Here is a 16580-nt window from a genome sequence, read left to right as displayed (position 1 = left end):
TTTTTCGGTCAGACGGGCATAATGCAGTTGAGAATCGTGTTTTATTCCCGCAAAAAAGGGTAGGAATTAACGACAACTCGTTATTTATTTTTAATTTCAGGGAGCAGGAAGCATGAAAAATCATGAAATCTCAATCGTTGACGACGAACCCATCAATTTGATGATCTTAAAAAAGTTATTGAGTCCTTCTTTTTTAATCCGGGCCTATAAATCTGGAGCGGAACTGCTTCAGGCGGTTGAAAAGGGAATCAAGCCGGATCTGATTTTGATGGATATTATCATGCCCGGAATGGATGGTTATGAAACCTTATCAGAATTACGGAAAGATCCAGCGAACCTGGGGATTCCGGTTATCTATATTTCAGCACTGGATAGTTTAATTGATGAAGAAAAGGGCTTTCATTTGGGGGCGGTTGACTATATTACTAAACCATTTCGGCCGGGGATTGTGTTGGCCAGAGTCAATGCCCATCTGGAACTGAAACAAGCCCGCGACCGGCTTAAAAACCAGAACGAATGGCTGGAAGCTGAAGTCAAACGACGGATGGTAGAAAACCAGATGATTCAGGATACAACCCTGAATGTTTTTGCAGAATTGGTTGAAACCCGGGACAATGATACCGCCAATCATGTTTTGCGGACCCAGAATTATGTGCGGATTATCGCAGAGCGATTGCAAAAAAATGAGAAATTCAAAAAACGGTTGGGTGATGATACCATTGAACGGATTGTTAAAGCGGCACCCCTTCATGATATCGGCAAGATTGGGATTCCCGATGCGATCTTATTAAAGCCGGGAAAGCTCGACTATGAAGAATATGAGGTAATGAAAACCCATTGCAAGATTGGCGGGAATGCCATTCGTCTGGCCATCAATAAAACCTTATCCGTCAACAAAACAGATAATGAACAGGGTGAAATTACGGCGTTGTACTTTTTGGAAGAGGCCGAGAGAATTATGAATTATCATCATGAACGATGGGATGGAAAGGGTTATCCGGAAGAACTGTATGGTGATGAAATTCCCATCTCGGCACGGATTATGGCACTCGCAGATGTATTTGATGCTCTTACTACGGTGCGGCCCTATAAAAAAGCCTGGAGCATGGATGCGGTGGTGGACTATATTTTAGAGCAGAAAGGCTTGCAGTTTGATCCGGATGTAGTGGATGCTTTTGAAACAGAAATTAAGGCTTTCAGACAGGTCTTGTGTCAGGATCGGACAGCGGCGAACAAAAATTAAAAGCCAGGAAGCGAAGGGTGGTGAGTTATAAAATGGAACAGGACAATTCTTGGTTGGTACAGCAGAATAAATTATTGGAATTGGGATCCCGATTGACAAAGGTCGGAAGCTGGCGAATTGATATAACCACCATGACAAGCCAATGGAGCCAGGGAATGTTTCATATTTTTGATTTGGAACCGGGGGAAATTCCGTCAGTTCTGGAGCCAAACCATTTTTTTCAGAGTCGTGATATCGATCGATATCGGGAAGGCTTGAAGGATGCAATTGAAAAAGCAGAGTCTTTTGAAATGGAATTGGAGATAACCACAGAAAAGAAAACAACGAAATGGATTCGTACCATTGGTATTCCGATTTCAGAAAATGGCCAGATTATTCAAATTGAAGGTGTGGTTCAAGATGTGACAGAATTACATTTAAGTGAAGAACGAGCCTCAAAGATTGATCGAATCCTGGAAGCGTATTTTAAGGTTGTCCCGGATATTTTGTTTCTAACGGATGCCCAGGGCGTTATTCTGGAATACCGGGCCAAAAAAACATCGGATCTCTACATCCCACCGGAAGTTTTTTTATATAAAAAAATCAACAGCGTATTGCTGCCGGACATCAACAATGCTTTTACCGATGCCATGGCAATGGCCAGAACGAGTGGTCAAATGCAGACCTTTGAGTATGATTTACCCTATGCGGATGGAAATCATCATTTTGAATGCCGAATGAGCTGGCTGGCCGAAAGTGAAAATTTTGTTGAGGTAATTCGGGATATTTCGGAACAGCATCGATTAAATCGGGAACGAATTGAGATGACCCAGGCATTACGGCAAAATGAAGCGTACTTAAATCGGGCTCAGGAGGTTTCGAAAACAGGACACTGGCATTTCGATATTAAAGCAAACAAATTGATCTGGTCAAATGAAACCTATCGTATTTTTGGGGTGGAAATTGGAATGCCGCAAACTTTTGAATCCTATATGGATTTTGTCTATCCGGATGATCGAAAAAAAATGATTGATACCTGGGCAGAAAAAGCAAATGAAGGTCAGTCGTTTACCGTACTTCATCGTATTTTATCTGGCAAAGAAGTACGCTGGGTGGAAGAACGATCGCAATTTGAGTGTGATCATGAGGGCAATCCGATCGCCAGCTGGGGAACGGTTCAGGATGTAACCGAAAAGATGAACTATCTGGAAGAGCTGGAGACCTATCAAAAACATCTTGAGGAAATGGTTTTTTCCAGAACCACCGAATTGGAGATGGCGAAGCTTGAGGCAGAAGCTGCCAATCAGGCCAAGAGCTCCTTTTTATCAAACATGAGTCATGAAATCCGAACACCGATGAATGCCATCATCGGACTTGCCCACCTGATCAAGCGTGATCCCCTGACCATGCGTCAGGAGGAACAGATTGACAAGCTAACTGAGGCAGCCAATCACTTGTTGCAGATCATTAATGATGTGCTGGATCTTTCAAAAATTGAAGCCGGAAAAATGCAAATGGATACCCATGATTTCGAACCGACCCGGGAAATCGACCGGGTATGCAATATTTTGGGTGATGAAGCGGCCAAAAAAAATCTCGATTTATTAGTCGATGTGGACCATATTCCCACGGTTTTGCGGGGCGATTCGGTTCGTTTTGGCCAAATTTTACTTAATTTAATGAGCAATGCGGTGAAGTTTACCGAAACAGGGAGCATTAAAATCATTGCCCGAATCGTTAAACAGGATCACAAGCAGATCCGCTTGCGCTTTGAAGTGTGGGATACCGGAATTGGCATGTCAACAGCACAGATGAAAAATCTGTTCCAGGATTTTGTCCAGGCCGACGAATCGATGACCCGTCTTTATGGTGGTACCGGTTTAGGGTTGGCGATCAGTTCCCGTCTGGCCAATTTTTTAGGTGGCGAAATAGGGGTTGACAGCGAGTTGGGTCAAGGAAGTCGGTTCTGGTTTGAACTGCCATTTGAAATATCAACCGCAATGCCCAAAAATAGGATCAGTATCAAGTCATCTGAGGAAATTCGGGTCCTGGTGATCGATGATATGCCGGAAGCCCGGGAACTGATGATCACGATGCTGGCTGATTTTGGAATCGAGTGTGATGCAGTCAGTTCGGGAAAAGAAGGACTGGCGGCAGTGACCCAAGCAGACCAGCGGATGAATCCTTATCGACTGGTATTTATGGACATGAAAATGCCGGTTCAGGATGGTATTGACACAGCGCTGATGCTTCAATCGTTGGACTTGAAAACCATGCCGACGGTTTATCTGATAACCGGATATGGGAACCAGATATCCTATGAAGAGGCCCAGCGAGCAGGCATCAGCCGGATTCTGGTTAAACCGATGACACCGTCAACTCTCAATGACGCCTTAATGGAATTGCTGAATAATGACATCGAATCAAAAATACCGTCGTCCCTGAAAGCGTTGGAGGAGCGATTAAAGGATTATGGACAGATGCAAATACTGATTGTTGAAGACAATCAAATTAATCAGGAAATCGTTAGGCAGCTACTGGAGCCCTTTAAGTTTAAGATAGCAGTGGCCGAAAATGGGCAGGAAGCCATTAGTAAAGTTGCGGAGACTAAATTTGACTTGATCTTAATGGATGTTCAGATGCCAGTCATGGATGGGTTGGCGGCAACTGCCCTGATCAGGGCCTTGCCGGGTTGGGAAGCGGTTCCTATTTTAGCGATGACCGCCAATGCCTTTGAAGAAGATCGGCGTAAATGTATCGAAGCAGGGATGAATGATCATCTGGTCAAACCGGTAGAACCGGAGATTTTATACAAGTGCTTGATCAAGTGGTTGCCGGTGAGAAAAAACGGGTCAGATAACAAAGAAGCGCTTCAACGTGACGTGCAAAATGATCAGATCAGGCATACAGCTGCGGCACCGGAAGAACAGAACTGTTTAAAAGCGCTGCGGCAGGTGGAGGGGTTGAATGTGGAAACCGGACTGAGAATGCTGGGTGGTGATATCTCCGTTTATTTGCGATTGATCCGGCAGTTTAGCCAAAAATGTGAAACCGCAGCGATTGATATTTTAAAACAGACCACCGCCGAAAACTATCAGAATATCATGCAAACGGTTCATTCCATCAAGGGCGTGGCGGGAAATCTGGGGGCTATAAAAATACAGGAGCTGGCGGCTGAACTGGAACAGGCGGTTCGGATCAGATCTGGAAAAGAGCAGTTTAAAGAACAGATCAATAGTTTTGTTACAGAAATAGGAGGTTTTGCGGAGTCCTTACCGAAAGAACGGCATTCCCCTGAAAGTCAACAAAAAGATGTGGGAAACAAGGCCCAAATCGAGACGATCCTGAGCCAACTGACCGGATTGCTTGAAAATAATGACACCGAGGCCTATGATTTATTTGAGGTACACAAGGATCTGCTGCTATTTACTTTGGGAGATTCGGGATTGGAACTGGAAAGACAGATTCATGAATTTGATTACCGGGACGCCCTGAATACGTTGAGATCATCTTTTTCAGAAGTGACCGGAGATTTTTAAAAGTCCTTAAATAGGCTAAGGATTATGTTAGAAACGGGTTAAATTTGCAAATATTTCTTGATTTTCACAATCTTTTATAGTACAATTCGAAACGAATGATAGAAATAGATCGATGTCTATTTGGCGTGTTTATAAGCGATGTTTATGAATGCAGCAAAGAATTCTTTTGACCATTTCTTTATCAGATTTAACTCGGTGATAAAGAAATTGAATGCCATACGGACAGCTAGGTCAAATGCCGATTGGCAACTTTCGTTGCCTTATTGATTGAGTGTCAGCTCAAATTTTATAAGTTGGTTACTTAAAACCGTGTGCGTTATTGCACATCACACTTGTGAAACAATCAATAAGAGTAGTAAAAGTAAGTTCTTGCTATATAGACTCTAATTTCTACGTTTGGAATCATGTATAGACGGTGCGGTCATGCGCTCGTGTAAATAACAAATCAGTAGAAATAAACTCAAGTGGATGAACAGCAAATGCTGAAGGATCACTTGAGTTTTTTGTTTTATTAAATTAGAACAGCATAATTATAATGCGAAAAAATGGAAACGGGGTGGATTATGGATAATAAATTAAAGTTGAATGGTTTTAACAATCTAACAAAATCATTAAGTTTTAACATTTATGATGTATGCTATGCAAAGAGCGAGCGGGAGCAACGTGACTATATTGCCTATATTGATGAGCAGTATAACTCAGATCGCTTGACCAATATTTTGTATCATGTCACGGAGATGATTGGTGCCCGGGTATTAAATGTATCCAAGCAGGATTATGATCCTCAGGGGGCCAGTGTCACCTTTTTAATTGCCGAAGAAACTTTTTTGCGGGAATATCGGGAAGAAAATGTGGAGAAGACGGATTTGCAGGGTGATACGGTAGTGGCCCATCTGGACAAAAGCCATGTAACGGTTCATACCTATCCGGAATATCATCCCGACACGTCCATTGCCACCTTTCGGGTCGATATTGATGTAGCCACCTGTGGCGAAATTACCCCGCTGAGTACCCTGGATTTCCTGATCGGCAGCTTTGATTCGGATATCATTACCATGGATTATCGGGTCCGGGGGTTTACCCGGGACGTCAGTGGCAAGAAATTGTTTATGGATCATAAAATCACCTCAATCCAGGATTATATCGATGACAAAACCCTTAAGGAATATGATGCCATTGATATTAATGTTTATCAGTCCAATCTGTTTCACACCAAGATGCTGCTAAAGGAAATCTGTCTTCAGGATTATTTATTCAATACCGATGCCTATGAGCTGCCGCCGCGAACCCGGCTACAGATTACCGAAAACCTGCGTCGGGAAATGATCGAAATTTTTAGCGGCAGTAATGTCTATTAATTGGGAAGGAAAAAAACGTGCCAAAATTAAATCAACAACGAATGCCGATTATGGAGGCACTCAATGAGTTTAAGCGGAATCGGCTGGTGCCCTTTGATGTGCCCGGCCATAAACGGGGCAAGGGGAATCCCGAATTAACGGAATTTTTAGGGGAACGTTGTATGACTCTGGATGTCAATTCGATGAAGCCACTGGATAATCTCTGCCATCCGGTTTCGGTGATCAAAGAGGCTGAGGAATTAGCGGCGGATGCCTTTGGTGCCAAACAGGCGTTTTTTATGGTCAACGGCACGACTTCGGCGGTTCAGACGATGGTGCTGTCGGCCTGTAAAAAAGGGGAGAAGATTATTCTGCCCCGGAATGTCCACCGCAGCGTCATCAATGCGATGATCCTGGGCGGTGCCATCCCGGTTTATGTGAATCCTGAAACCAATCATGAAATTGGTATTTCATTGGGGATGACCCTCTCCGCAGTAGCCAAAGCGATCCAGGAAAACCCGGATGCCAAAGCGATCCTGGTCAACAACCCGACCTACTATGGGGTTTGTTCCAACCTGAAAGCGATCGTCGAAATGGCGCACGCTTCGGGTATGCTGGTACTGGCCGATGAGGCCCATGGCACCCATTTCTATTTTGGCGAAAACATGCCGATCAGCGGGATGGCCGCCGGTGCCGACATGGCCTCGGTCAGCATGCATAAATCCGGCGGATCGCTGACGCAAAGCTCGTTTTTATTGGTGGGAGCCGGGATGAACCCCGGTTATGTCCGGCAGATCATCAATCTGACCCAGACCACCAGTGGGTCGTATCTGCTGCTTTCCAGTCTCGATATATCCCGTAAAAATCTGGCCGTGAACGGCAAGGAAATCTTTGCCAAGGTAACCGCCATGGCCCAATACGCCCGGGATGAAATCAATCAGATCGGCGACTATTACGCTTATTCCAAAGAACTGATCAACGGTGATACCATTTACGATTTCGACGCCACCAAGCTGTCGATTAATACCCTGAACGTCGGACTGGCGGGGATTGAAGTTTACAATATTCTCCGGGACGAATACGACATTCAGGTGGAATTTGGGGATGTGGGTAATATTTTGGCCTACATTTCAGTGGGCGACAGCCAACGTAATCTGGAACGGCTGGTCTCGGCGCTGGCTGAAATCCGCCGGATTTATAAAAAAGACAAGGCCGGGATGCTGCAATATGAATATATTAACCCGGCGGTGGCAGTGGCCCCGCAGGAAGCATTTTATGCCGATAAGGAAGCTTTGCCGCTGGAAAAAAGCGGCGGCCGGATCTGCAGTGAATTTGTGATGTGCTATCCGCCAGGGATTCCAATCCTGGCTCCCGGCGAAATGATTACTGCCGAAATTCTTGATTCCATCGAATATGTCAAAGACAAGGGCTGCTTTTTAACCGGCCCCGAAGACATGGAAATCGAATATCTCAATGTGCTGAAGGAGGATTGATTAAATGGAATTATGGTTTTCAGAAAAACATACCCCCAGCGTCAAATTTTCCATTCAGGTGGATCGTCAGCTTTACTGCGGACAAAGTGAATTTCAGCGGATCGATATTTTTGATTCCAAAGAATTTGGCCGTTTTTTAACCCTGGACGGATTTATGATGCTGACCGAAAAAGACGAGTTTATCTACCATGAGATGATGGTGCATATTCCCATGGCCGTTCATCCGGCGGCCAAAAAAGTATTGATTATCGGTGGTGGTGATGGCGGTGCCATCCGCGAGCTGGTGCGCTATCCGCTGGTTGAACACATTGATCTGGTCGAAATTGACGAACTGGTGGTGGAAGTCTGTAAAAAGCATCTGCCCCAGACCGCCTGCTGTTTTAATGATGAGCGGGTAACCGTTCATTATCAGGATGGCCTGAAATTTATTCGCCGCTGTGAAAATGAATACGATCTGATCATTGTCGATTCCACCGATCCCTTTGGCCCCGGCGAAGGCCTGTTTACCAAAGAATTCTATGGCAATTGCTATAAGGCCCTGAAAGAAGACGGAATCATGGTCAATCAACATGAAAGTGCTTTTTATCTGGATGATGCCGTGGCGATGCAGCGGGCTCATAAGCGCATTGTCGAGTCCTTCCCGATCAGCCGGGTCTATCAGGCCCATATTCCCACCTATCCTTCGGGACACTGGCTGTTTGGCTTTGCCTCGAAGAAATACCATCCGATTGAGGATTTAAAGGCGGTGAAGTGGAATGCGCAGGGATTTAAAACCCGCTACTATAATACCCAATTGCATGTTGGCGCCTTTGCGTTGCCAAACTATGTGGAGGAGCTGTTAAAAGATGTTGAATAAAAATATTGAGACCTTTTTAGGTTGTGACAACGAATACGGGGAATCAGACATTGTCGTTTTTGGCGCGCCCTTTGATTCCACCACCTCCTTTCGTCCTGGCACTCGCTTTGCCAGCCGCACGATGCGGGGGGAATCATACGGACTGGAAACCTACAGCCCCTACCAGGACAAAGATCTGGAAGATCTGGCCGTTTTTGATGGCGGCGATCTGGAACTTTGTTTTGGTGATACCGAAAAGGTGCTGGCAGCGATTGAAAGCTATACCACCCGGGTATTAAGAGATAATAAGCGGCCGGTGATGATCGGCGGCGAGCATCTGGTGACCCTGGGTGCCGTCCGGGCGGTGGCCCGGAAATATCCGGAGCTTTATGTGGTGCATTTTGACGCCCATGCCGATTTGCGGGATGACTATCTGGGTATTACCCTGTCCCATGCCACGGTGCTGCACCGGGTTTGGGATATCATTGGCGATGGCCGGATCTATCAATTCGGGATTCGTTCCGGCGAACGCAGTGAGTTCCAGTGGGGCCAAGATCACGTCACCACCCAGAAGTTCAATTTTAAGGGCCTGGCCGAAGTGGTCGAAAAACTCCAGGGTAAACCGGTCTATTTCACCCTGGATCTGGATGTGTTAGACCCATCCGTTTTCCCCGGCACCGGCACCCCGGAACCCGGCGGTGTCAGCTTTATGGAGCTGCTTGAAGCGATCCAAACCGTCAGCCAGCTGAATCTGGTCGGCTGTGACATCAACGAGCTTTCGCCGGTCTATGACCAGAGCGGCGCTTCCACCGCCGTCGCCTGCAAGGTGCTGCGGGAACTCTTATTGGCGATGGCCTAAACGAGTAAGAAATTTACAAATGACAATAGAATCAAAACGTCGTAACGACAATAGATTAACAATTGATCGGTACGGTAGTTGAGAGATAACCTAAAGTATTAGAGAAAATATTAAGGAGGAACAAATTATGGGAAAAGCATTAATTATCGGTTGCGGCGGTGTTGCCAGTGTGGCCATTCATAAATGCTGTCAAAACAGCGACGTGTTTACCGAAATCTGCATTGCCAGCCGAACCAAAAGCAAGTGCGATGCCTTAAAAGCAAAATTGGATGGCGGGGCGACCAAAATCACTACCGCCCAGGTCAATGCCGACAATGTCGATGAGCTGATTGCGCTGATTGAAGAAGTCAAGCCGGATGTGGTCTTGAACCTGGCCCTGCCTTATCAGGATCTGACCATTATGGACGCCTGTCTGGCCACCAAAACCCATTACGTCGATACTGCCAATTACGAGCCGGAAGATACCGCCAAATTTGAATATAAATGGCAGTGGGAATACCGCGAACGGTTTGAAAAAGCCGGGATTACAGCGCTGCTGGGCAGTGGCTTTGACCCCGGTGTGACCGGTGTTTTTTCAGCCTATGCGATGAAGCATCAGTTTGATGAGATCAATTATATCGATATTCTCGATGCCAACGCCGGCGATCATGGCTATCCCTTTGCCACCAACTTCAATCCGGAAATTAATATTCGCGAAGTTACCGCCAACGGCAGCTATTGGGAAGACGGTCAGTGGATTGAAACTGAGCCGATGGAAATCAAGCGGGTTTATAATTTCCCGGAAATTGGCCCCAAAGATATGTATCTGCTCCATCATGAAGAACTGGAATCGCTGGGTCAAAATATCAAAGGCATTAAACGGATTCGCTTCTTTATGACCTTTGGACAAAGCTATCTGACCCACCTGAAATGTCTGGAAAACGTCGGCATGACCTCGATTGAACCGATTGAATATGAGGGCAAAATGATTGTGCCGCTGCAGTTTTTAGCTGCCGTCTTACCAGATCCTTCAACCCTCGGCCCCCGCACCAAAGGAAAAACCAATATCGGTTGTATTTTCCAGGGCAAAAAAGATGGCCAGGATAAAACCTACTACCTCTATAATGTCTGTGATCACGAAGAATGCTACAAAGAAGTTGGTTCTCAGGCGATCTCCTATACCACCGGGGTACCGGCGATGATCGGCGCGATGCTGGTAATGACCGGCCAGTGGCAAAAACCCGGGGTTTACAATATCGAAGAGTTTGATCCCGATCCCTTTATGGAAGCCCTGAACAAATGGGGACTGCCCTGGCAGGAAAGTTTTGAGCCGGAGCTGGTTGATTAAGCATGGCGGAAATGGAATTAACGGACGCTTTCAAGGAATTGCCGACGCCCTGTTTTCTGGTCGATGAAAGCCTGCTGATTAAAAACTTAAAAATTCTGGACCGGGTCCAGCAAGCCACCGGGTGTCGGATTCTGCTGGCCCAAAAGGCTTTTTCGATGTTCTCGCTTTACCCCCTGATCGGTCGCTATCTGGCCGGCACCACGGCCAGTGGGCTCTTTGAAGCGCGGCTGGGTCATGAGGAAATGGGTGGCGAAACCCATGTGTTTGCCACCGCCTATCGCGATGATGAGTTTGACGAAATCGTCGGGCTCTGCGACCATATCGTTTTTAACTCCTTCAATCAGTGGCAGAAATTTGGGGCAAAAGCGATTGCCGCCGGCCGGGAATGCGGGATCCGGATTAATCCGGAATGTTCCACCCAGGATCACGCCATCTATGATCCCTGTTCACCAGGGTCAAGGATGGGGGTCACCCGGGCTCAGTTCCAACCAGAATTGCTGGAAGGCATCAGTGGGCTGCATTTTCATACCCTCTGCGAGCAAAATGCCGATGCTTTGGAGGAAACTCTGAAAGCAGTGGAAGAAAATTTTGGCGAATTTCTGCCGCAGCTGAAATGGCTCAACTTCGGGGGTGGCCACCATATCACCCGGGATGATTACGATATCGAAAAACTGATTACCTGCATCAAGCGGATTCAGGACAGCTACGGGCTAAAGGTCTATCTTGAACCCGGCGAAGCCGTAGCCCTCAACACCGGTTTTCTGGTGGCGACGGTGCTGGATATCGTCGATAATGGCATTCACAATGCCATCCTCGATACATCCGCTGCCTGTCATATGCCGGATGTACTGGAAATGCCCTATCGGCCCAATATTATCGGAGCCGCCTTACCGGGTGAAAAACCCTTTGCCTATCGGCTGGGTGGGCCGACCTGTCTGGCCGGGGATATTATCGGCGACTACGTCTTTGATGAGCCGCTAAAAATTGGCGACCGCCTGGTGTTCTGCGACATGGCCATTTATTCGATGGTTAAAACCAACACCTTTAATGGCATGAATCTCCCCGCCATTGCCATCTTCAGCCAGGAAAAAACGATTCAGATGGTCAAACAATTTGGATATGAAGATTTTAAAAACCGGTTATCTTAACAGATACCGGTTTTTATAAAAATAGCGGTTAATCCAGGTTGCCTTTATGATATAATAGTTTAAATTAGAAATATTCAAAAGCGGAAATACAGCGAACAGGAGAAACATATGGCACATAAGTTTAACCCTAATAATAAAAAGAAACTGGATAATGAGTGGCGCAGGGAAAACCTGCCACCGGTCGAGACCCTGGAAAAACTGGGATTGAAGCCGGACGATGTGTTTGCCGATATCGGCAGCGGTATTGGCTATTTTACGATTCCGGCTGCTAAGTTAATCGGCAACAACAGCGCCTATGCGCTGGATACCTCGCCGGAAATGCTGGCGGAGGTTGAACTTCGCAGCAAAGCAGCGGGTTTAAATAATATAAAAATAGTAAAAACCGAAGAACTGGATCTGATGATTCCGGATGAGTCCGTCAGTTTTGGTTTGATGGTTAATGTGATCCATGAAATTGTTGATAAAAATCAATTTCTGGAAGAAAGCAGCCGGATTATCAAACCCGGAGGCAAGCTGGCCATTATTGATTGGGAAAAAGGGGAAACCGAAATGGGACCACCTGTTGATCATCGGATTAGCAGCAACGAGCTAACTGCGATGTTAAAGGAAATTGATTTTGAATGTCAGGAGACAATGACCTTTACTGAAAATTTCTACGGTCTCGTTTTCTCTAAAAAATAATTAACACCTTCGGAAAGGCAGATCAAATGAATACAGAAATGATAAAAACAGTTAAAAATGATCAATTTGCCAAATTACTTGGCTTGGAGTTGATAACGGTTGATATCGGTTATGCCGAGGTTAGAATGAAAATTAAAGAAGAACATTTGAATGGATTGGGCATTGTTCAGGGAGGGGCTATTTTCACCCTGGCGGATTTTGCTTTTGCAGCCGCAGCCAATGCTGGCGGAAAAGTTAGTGTCGGCATTAATGCCAACATCAACTATTTCAAACCGGCCAAGGGGAAATATCTGTTGGCCAAAGCCACCGAAACCTCGTCAAGCCGAAGTCTTGGTAACTATAACGTGGATATTTTTGATGAGGACAATGAGGTGCTGATTGCCAAATTCAATGCCACCGGGTTTATCAAAAATTAAAATGTCCTGAAGAATAATGAAAAAAGTGATGGCTTAGCTATCACTTGAGGTTGTCGACAAACTACCGTACCGACCAATTGTTAATCTGTTGTTCGCCGCGGAATCGGACAGGCTTTGCCGTGTCCGCTCCGATGCGTACAACATGATGTAACAATTGTCGGTACTGGGTTATCTTTTTTGACAGTCTGAAGTGATGGCTTAGCCATCACTTTTTTTTATAACTTTGAGGTAGATCAAACCAAGCACTGAAGCCAGACACACCAGCACGAGACCAATGACGATCTTTAGCGCTGGAACCGATTCGGCGGTGGCATAACCGGCCGCTACCACCGTGATCGAGTCGCTGTGAACATCGACATCGCCGCCATGTTCAACACAGGCCTGGTTAAACACCCCGGTGACCTGAAGCTGGTCGCCAAGATGCTTGTAATCACCAAATACCTTAATGCTCTGGATATCGTCAAGCGGCATCCAGATACCCATGGCATTGGTACCGTCATTGATATTGACCCAGGCGTGGTCGCCCCGTTCCATCGCTTCACCAATGGCTTCGCCGCTGACGGTGACGGTTTGACCGTCCATTATTTCAGCATTTTCCACCAGCTGATTCAGGTCGACTACATCAGCGGCCAATACGCTTCCATTCAGGCAGAAAAGCAGGCTCACCGTAAGCAAAAGAGCTTTTATTATTTTGTCCAACATTTTTTTATGCCTCCGATGATGAAGCCGATGAGGGCGAAAACGGAAAGAAACTCCAGTCGACCCAGATACATGGCAATAATATAGTAGATTTTCATCACTGCTGGCATACCCGGGACGGTGATGCCGATGGATAATCCCACATTGCCGGTAATCGAGGCCGCTTCAAAGGCGGCGCTGGCCAGTGGGTAGCCATAAAAGGTGCCGATCAGCGTTCCGATGGCAAAGGTGATCAGATAACAAATGATGATCAGGGCCGATGCCTTGACCAGGCCATCCGCCAGAATCTGATCCTTGATGTGGTGAAAACGAAAGACTTTGACATTGCGTTCTGAAGCCAACAAGCGTTTTACATCAGCAAGGATGCTGTTAAAGATGATGCCGATCCGCAGTCCCTTAAAGCCGCCGGCGGTGGAACAGGCCGAGCCGCCAATCAACATTACAATGACGAGAATCAGGATCCCGAAGTCACCCCATTCCAGGGCGAATTGGCGGGCATAAACCGAACCAAATCCGGTGGTGGTATGGGCGGACAAGACATTGTAAACAACCCGTCGAAACATCGCGATGGCATCATGATAGACGCCGGTTCGAGCCAGCCACATGACGGCCAGAACGCTGGCCAGAAAGGAGGTGATAAAAAAGCTCTGGGTTTCGATGTTTTTGAGCAATTCTTTTTTATTCCCGGAAAGAATCGCATAATGCAGGCCAAAATTCAATGAACCCAGAATAAAAAAGATGATCGTCAGGTTTTCATAAGAAAAGCTATGGTAATACATCATGTTCTGGGTATAGGGGGCAAAACCGCCGGTGCTCCAGGATGATGCAAAAATAAACAGGCCATTAAAAAATGCCGAGAGGGGGTTCAGTCCGATGGTCATGCCGTCAATCCACAAGGCTGCCGTTCCGATCAACAGATAAACCATGCTGATTTTCCAGATGATCCGAGCCGTTCCCTTGACATTGGGAACCAGGTCGATATCTTTGGCTTCCCCGACATAAAAGATGTAGGCACCGCCGGTTTCTTTTAATAAGAATGTCAACGCCAGGACAATCATCCCCTGACCGCCAATAAAGGTGAGCATATGACGCCATAGATTTAAACTGAGCGAGATATGATCCAGATCCTGGGTCAAAACCATGCCCGTGGTAGTAAAGCCGCTCATGACATCAAAACAGGCATCCAGAATTGAATTGACATGGCCACTGAGCAAATAGGGAATAGCACACAAAAACATCAAAATAATCCAGGAAAGTGATGCCACCACAAAACCGTGTTTCCACTGGACAAAGCTTTTGTTGTGGCGGGTCTGTTTTCCGATTATAATCAGGAGCAGTCCCAGAATAACCGAAATCGCCATGGTGATGATAAAATCCCAAAAAGGATTCCATTCCTGAAGACCCACTGCTGTCAAAATGGGGAGAACCATCAACAGGGCGATGCCCAGAACAACAAAACCGGTATAGTAACTGATGATTAAGATACTGTAAAAGCGTCCGTTAAAAGTATTCATGGCAATTCTAAATCATCACAAGGGTTAGAATAAAAAACAGCAGTACATAGGCCGATACCGACAGCAGTTCAATCATCAGCCCCAGCAGTTCATTTTTTCGTGATTCCATTTGATTTCCTTCCCGTTATCGAATTTTTTTTAATTTTGCTAAAGCCGCCTTATTGGTAATCACCAACACTTTGTCATTTTCCAGAAACCGCGTATCGCCGCGGGGATAAATGACCTGTTCATCCCGGAGGATCGAAGTGATGACGCATTCGGCCGGCAAATCCATGTCCTGGATAAATTGATTGGACCAGCGGTCATCGGCATGGATGATGATTTCGACGAGAATCATAGCGCCGCGCTCAAAGGTGTGGATCAGTTTAAAATTATCTTTGTCAAATTCATATTCGATAAGATTGGCAATCACCTCGGTGCTGCAAACCGTCTTATCCACCCCCAGAGCCTTGAACATGGCAATGTTCTTGGGATTATTAATCCGGGCGATGGTTTTATTAATGTTAAAACTGACCTTGGCAATCTCGCAGATCACCAAATTTTCTTCATCGGTTCCGGTGACGGCGGCAATGATTTCGGCTTCCTGGATGCCGGCGTCTTTTAAAACTTCCAGATCGGTACCGTCGCCGCAAATTATTTCAATGTCAATGTCTTCAGCGATTTTTTGACAAATTGCACCGTTTCTTTCAATTAAGACGACGTGATAGCCTCTTTTTTTAAGGGTCTGGACCAGATAATAGCCGACCTTTCCGCCCCCGATAATGATTGATTTCATCGTGATATCTCCTTAGCCAATGAGGTAATGATTTTTTCTTTATCTTTCTTGAGGATGGTACAGATAATTTTCGCACCATAGGGAACCAGCGCATCTTTTTCAGGAAAAACAAAGCGATCGGCCACCATTAACCCGGACAGGATACAATTATATTTTTCTTCGATACTTTTTACTGTACAAGGTTTGTGCTTTTTTACAGTCAGTTCAATAATTTCAATGTCCGGTTGAATAACCGCCAGCACTTCCACATTTTTTTCAGAGATCTTCCGTTTAAGGATCTCCACCCCCAGCTGGGTGGGACAAATGGTTTCGATATCCAGCATGTCATATATATGTTTTCGGCTGGGATCCCCGACCCGGGCAATGATGCGGGGTACATGGTAGATTTTTTTGGCGATCAGGGACACGGTAATGTTAATGTTATCATCAGCAGTTACCGCTAGAACAAAATCAGCTTGTTTGATGCCAGCTTCCAGCAAGCGATCACTATCATATTCAATGCCTCTAAATTTGGAACCATTAAAACCGCTCCCCAGAACATTCAGTTTTTCGCTGTCGTGGTCGATGACCGAAACGTCGTATCCGGTGATGGATAACTCTTTGGCCAAGGTGCTGCCTAGCTTGCCGCAGCCAATAATAATGATATACATAGTTTTCTCCTAATATGAAGCTGAGATGATGGATAAACGAAATAATTTTGGTATTATTTACCCTACTAAAAAATTATCATAGATC

Annotated in this window: 14 protein-coding genes; 10 read left to right on the top strand and 4 right to left on the bottom strand. The window is 45.9% G+C overall.

The window, feature by feature from the left end:
• Positions 1-112: 112 nt before the first annotated feature.
• The 10 genes from A3KS_RS0106110 to A3KS_RS0106065 all read left to right on the top strand — a co-directional run bounded on the left by A3KS_RS0106110 (position 113) and on the right by A3KS_RS0106065 (position 12857).
• Positions 113-1243, top strand: coding sequence for an HD-GYP domain-containing protein (locus tag A3KS_RS0106110; protein WP_026394164.1), 1131 nt, complete (start codon positions 113-115; stop codon positions 1241-1243).
• 20 nt (positions 1244-1263) lie between these two features.
• Entirely contained in the window at positions 1264-4761 is a 3498-nt protein-coding gene (locus tag A3KS_RS0106105; protein ID WP_156913208.1) for a response regulator, read from the top strand.
• Positions 4762-5324: 563 nt separating this feature from the next.
• A complete protein-coding gene (gene speD / locus A3KS_RS0106100; RefSeq protein ID WP_035355461.1) occupies positions 5325-6119 on the top strand; it encodes an adenosylmethionine decarboxylase in 795 nt (264 codons plus the stop codon).
• 41 nt (positions 6120-6160) lie between these two features.
• The gene (locus tag A3KS_RS0106095) at positions 6161-7591 is read left to right on the top strand and encodes an aminotransferase class I/II-fold pyridoxal phosphate-dependent enzyme (protein WP_035355489.1); all 1431 of its coding nucleotides are present in this window, start codon (positions 6161-6163) and stop codon (positions 7589-7591) included.
• 4 nt (positions 7592-7595) lie between these two features.
• Positions 7596-8447, top strand: a complete 852-nt coding sequence (gene speE, locus A3KS_RS0106090) for a polyamine aminopropyltransferase (RefSeq protein ID WP_026394160.1) — start codon at positions 7596-7598, stop codon at positions 8445-8447.
• Complete coding sequence (gene speB / locus A3KS_RS0106085; protein WP_207637745.1) at positions 8437-9285, top strand: agmatinase; 849 nt, start codon at positions 8437-8439, stop codon at positions 9283-9285. Before speE ends, speB begins: the two co-directional genes overlap by 11 nt.
• Positions 9286-9412: 127 nt before the next feature.
• On the top strand, positions 9413-10612 hold the full coding sequence (locus A3KS_RS0106080) for a saccharopine dehydrogenase family protein (protein ID WP_026394158.1): 1200 nt from the start codon (positions 9413-9415) through the stop codon (positions 10610-10612).
• An 11-nt stretch (positions 10613-10623) separates the two neighbouring features.
• Positions 10624-11760, top strand: a complete 1137-nt coding sequence (nspC, locus tag A3KS_RS0106075; RefSeq protein WP_026394157.1) for a carboxynorspermidine decarboxylase — start codon at positions 10624-10626, stop codon at positions 11758-11760.
• Between the two features lie 108 nt (positions 11761-11868).
• Positions 11869-12441 carry a class I SAM-dependent methyltransferase gene (locus tag A3KS_RS0106070; protein ID WP_026394156.1) on the top strand — a complete coding sequence of 191 codons (573 nt, stop codon included), beginning with the start codon at positions 11869-11871 and terminating at the stop codon, positions 12439-12441.
• A gap of 26 nt (positions 12442-12467) precedes the next feature.
• Entirely contained in the window at positions 12468-12857 is a 390-nt protein-coding gene (locus A3KS_RS0106065; RefSeq protein ID WP_026394155.1) for a PaaI family thioesterase, read from the top strand.
• A gap of 198 nt (positions 12858-13055) precedes the next feature.
• On the opposite strand, the gene A3KS_RS20280 is transcribed toward A3KS_RS0106065, so the two are convergent.
• The 4 genes from A3KS_RS20280 to A3KS_RS22405 all read right to left on the bottom strand — a co-directional run bounded on the left by A3KS_RS20280 (position 13056) and on the right by A3KS_RS22405 (position 16495).
• On the bottom strand, positions 13056-13559 hold the full coding sequence (locus A3KS_RS20280; RefSeq protein ID WP_051355695.1) for a hypothetical protein: 504 nt from the start codon (positions 13557-13559) through the stop codon (positions 13056-13058).
• Positions 13544-15070: a TrkH family potassium uptake protein gene (locus tag A3KS_RS0106055; RefSeq protein ID WP_026394154.1), complete on the bottom strand. Its 1527-nt coding sequence runs from the start codon at positions 15068-15070 to the stop codon at positions 13544-13546. The genes A3KS_RS20280 and A3KS_RS0106055 overlap by 16 nt, the downstream gene beginning before the upstream one ends.
• Positions 15071-15194: 124 nt before the next feature.
• Positions 15195-15845 carry a potassium channel family protein gene (locus tag A3KS_RS0106045; RefSeq protein WP_026394153.1) on the bottom strand — a complete coding sequence of 217 codons (651 nt, stop codon included), beginning with the start codon at positions 15843-15845 and terminating at the stop codon, positions 15195-15197.
• Positions 15842-16495 (bottom strand): potassium channel family protein, encoded by a 654-nt coding sequence (locus A3KS_RS22405; protein ID WP_051355694.1) that lies wholly within the window; start codon positions 16493-16495, stop codon positions 15842-15844. The genes A3KS_RS0106045 and A3KS_RS22405 overlap by 4 nt, the downstream gene beginning before the upstream one ends.
• Positions 16496-16580 lie beyond the last annotated feature (85 nt).

Origin of the sequence: Acetobacterium malicum subsp. dehalogenans DSM 11527 (genome assembly GCF_000472665.1) — a bacterium.
In the GTDB taxonomy this organism is placed as follows: Bacteria; Bacillota; Clostridia; order Eubacteriales; family Eubacteriaceae; genus Acetobacterium; species Acetobacterium malicum.
The sequence above is the reverse complement of the archived record's forward strand: the minus strand, read 5'-3'. Positions and strand labels throughout refer to the sequence as shown.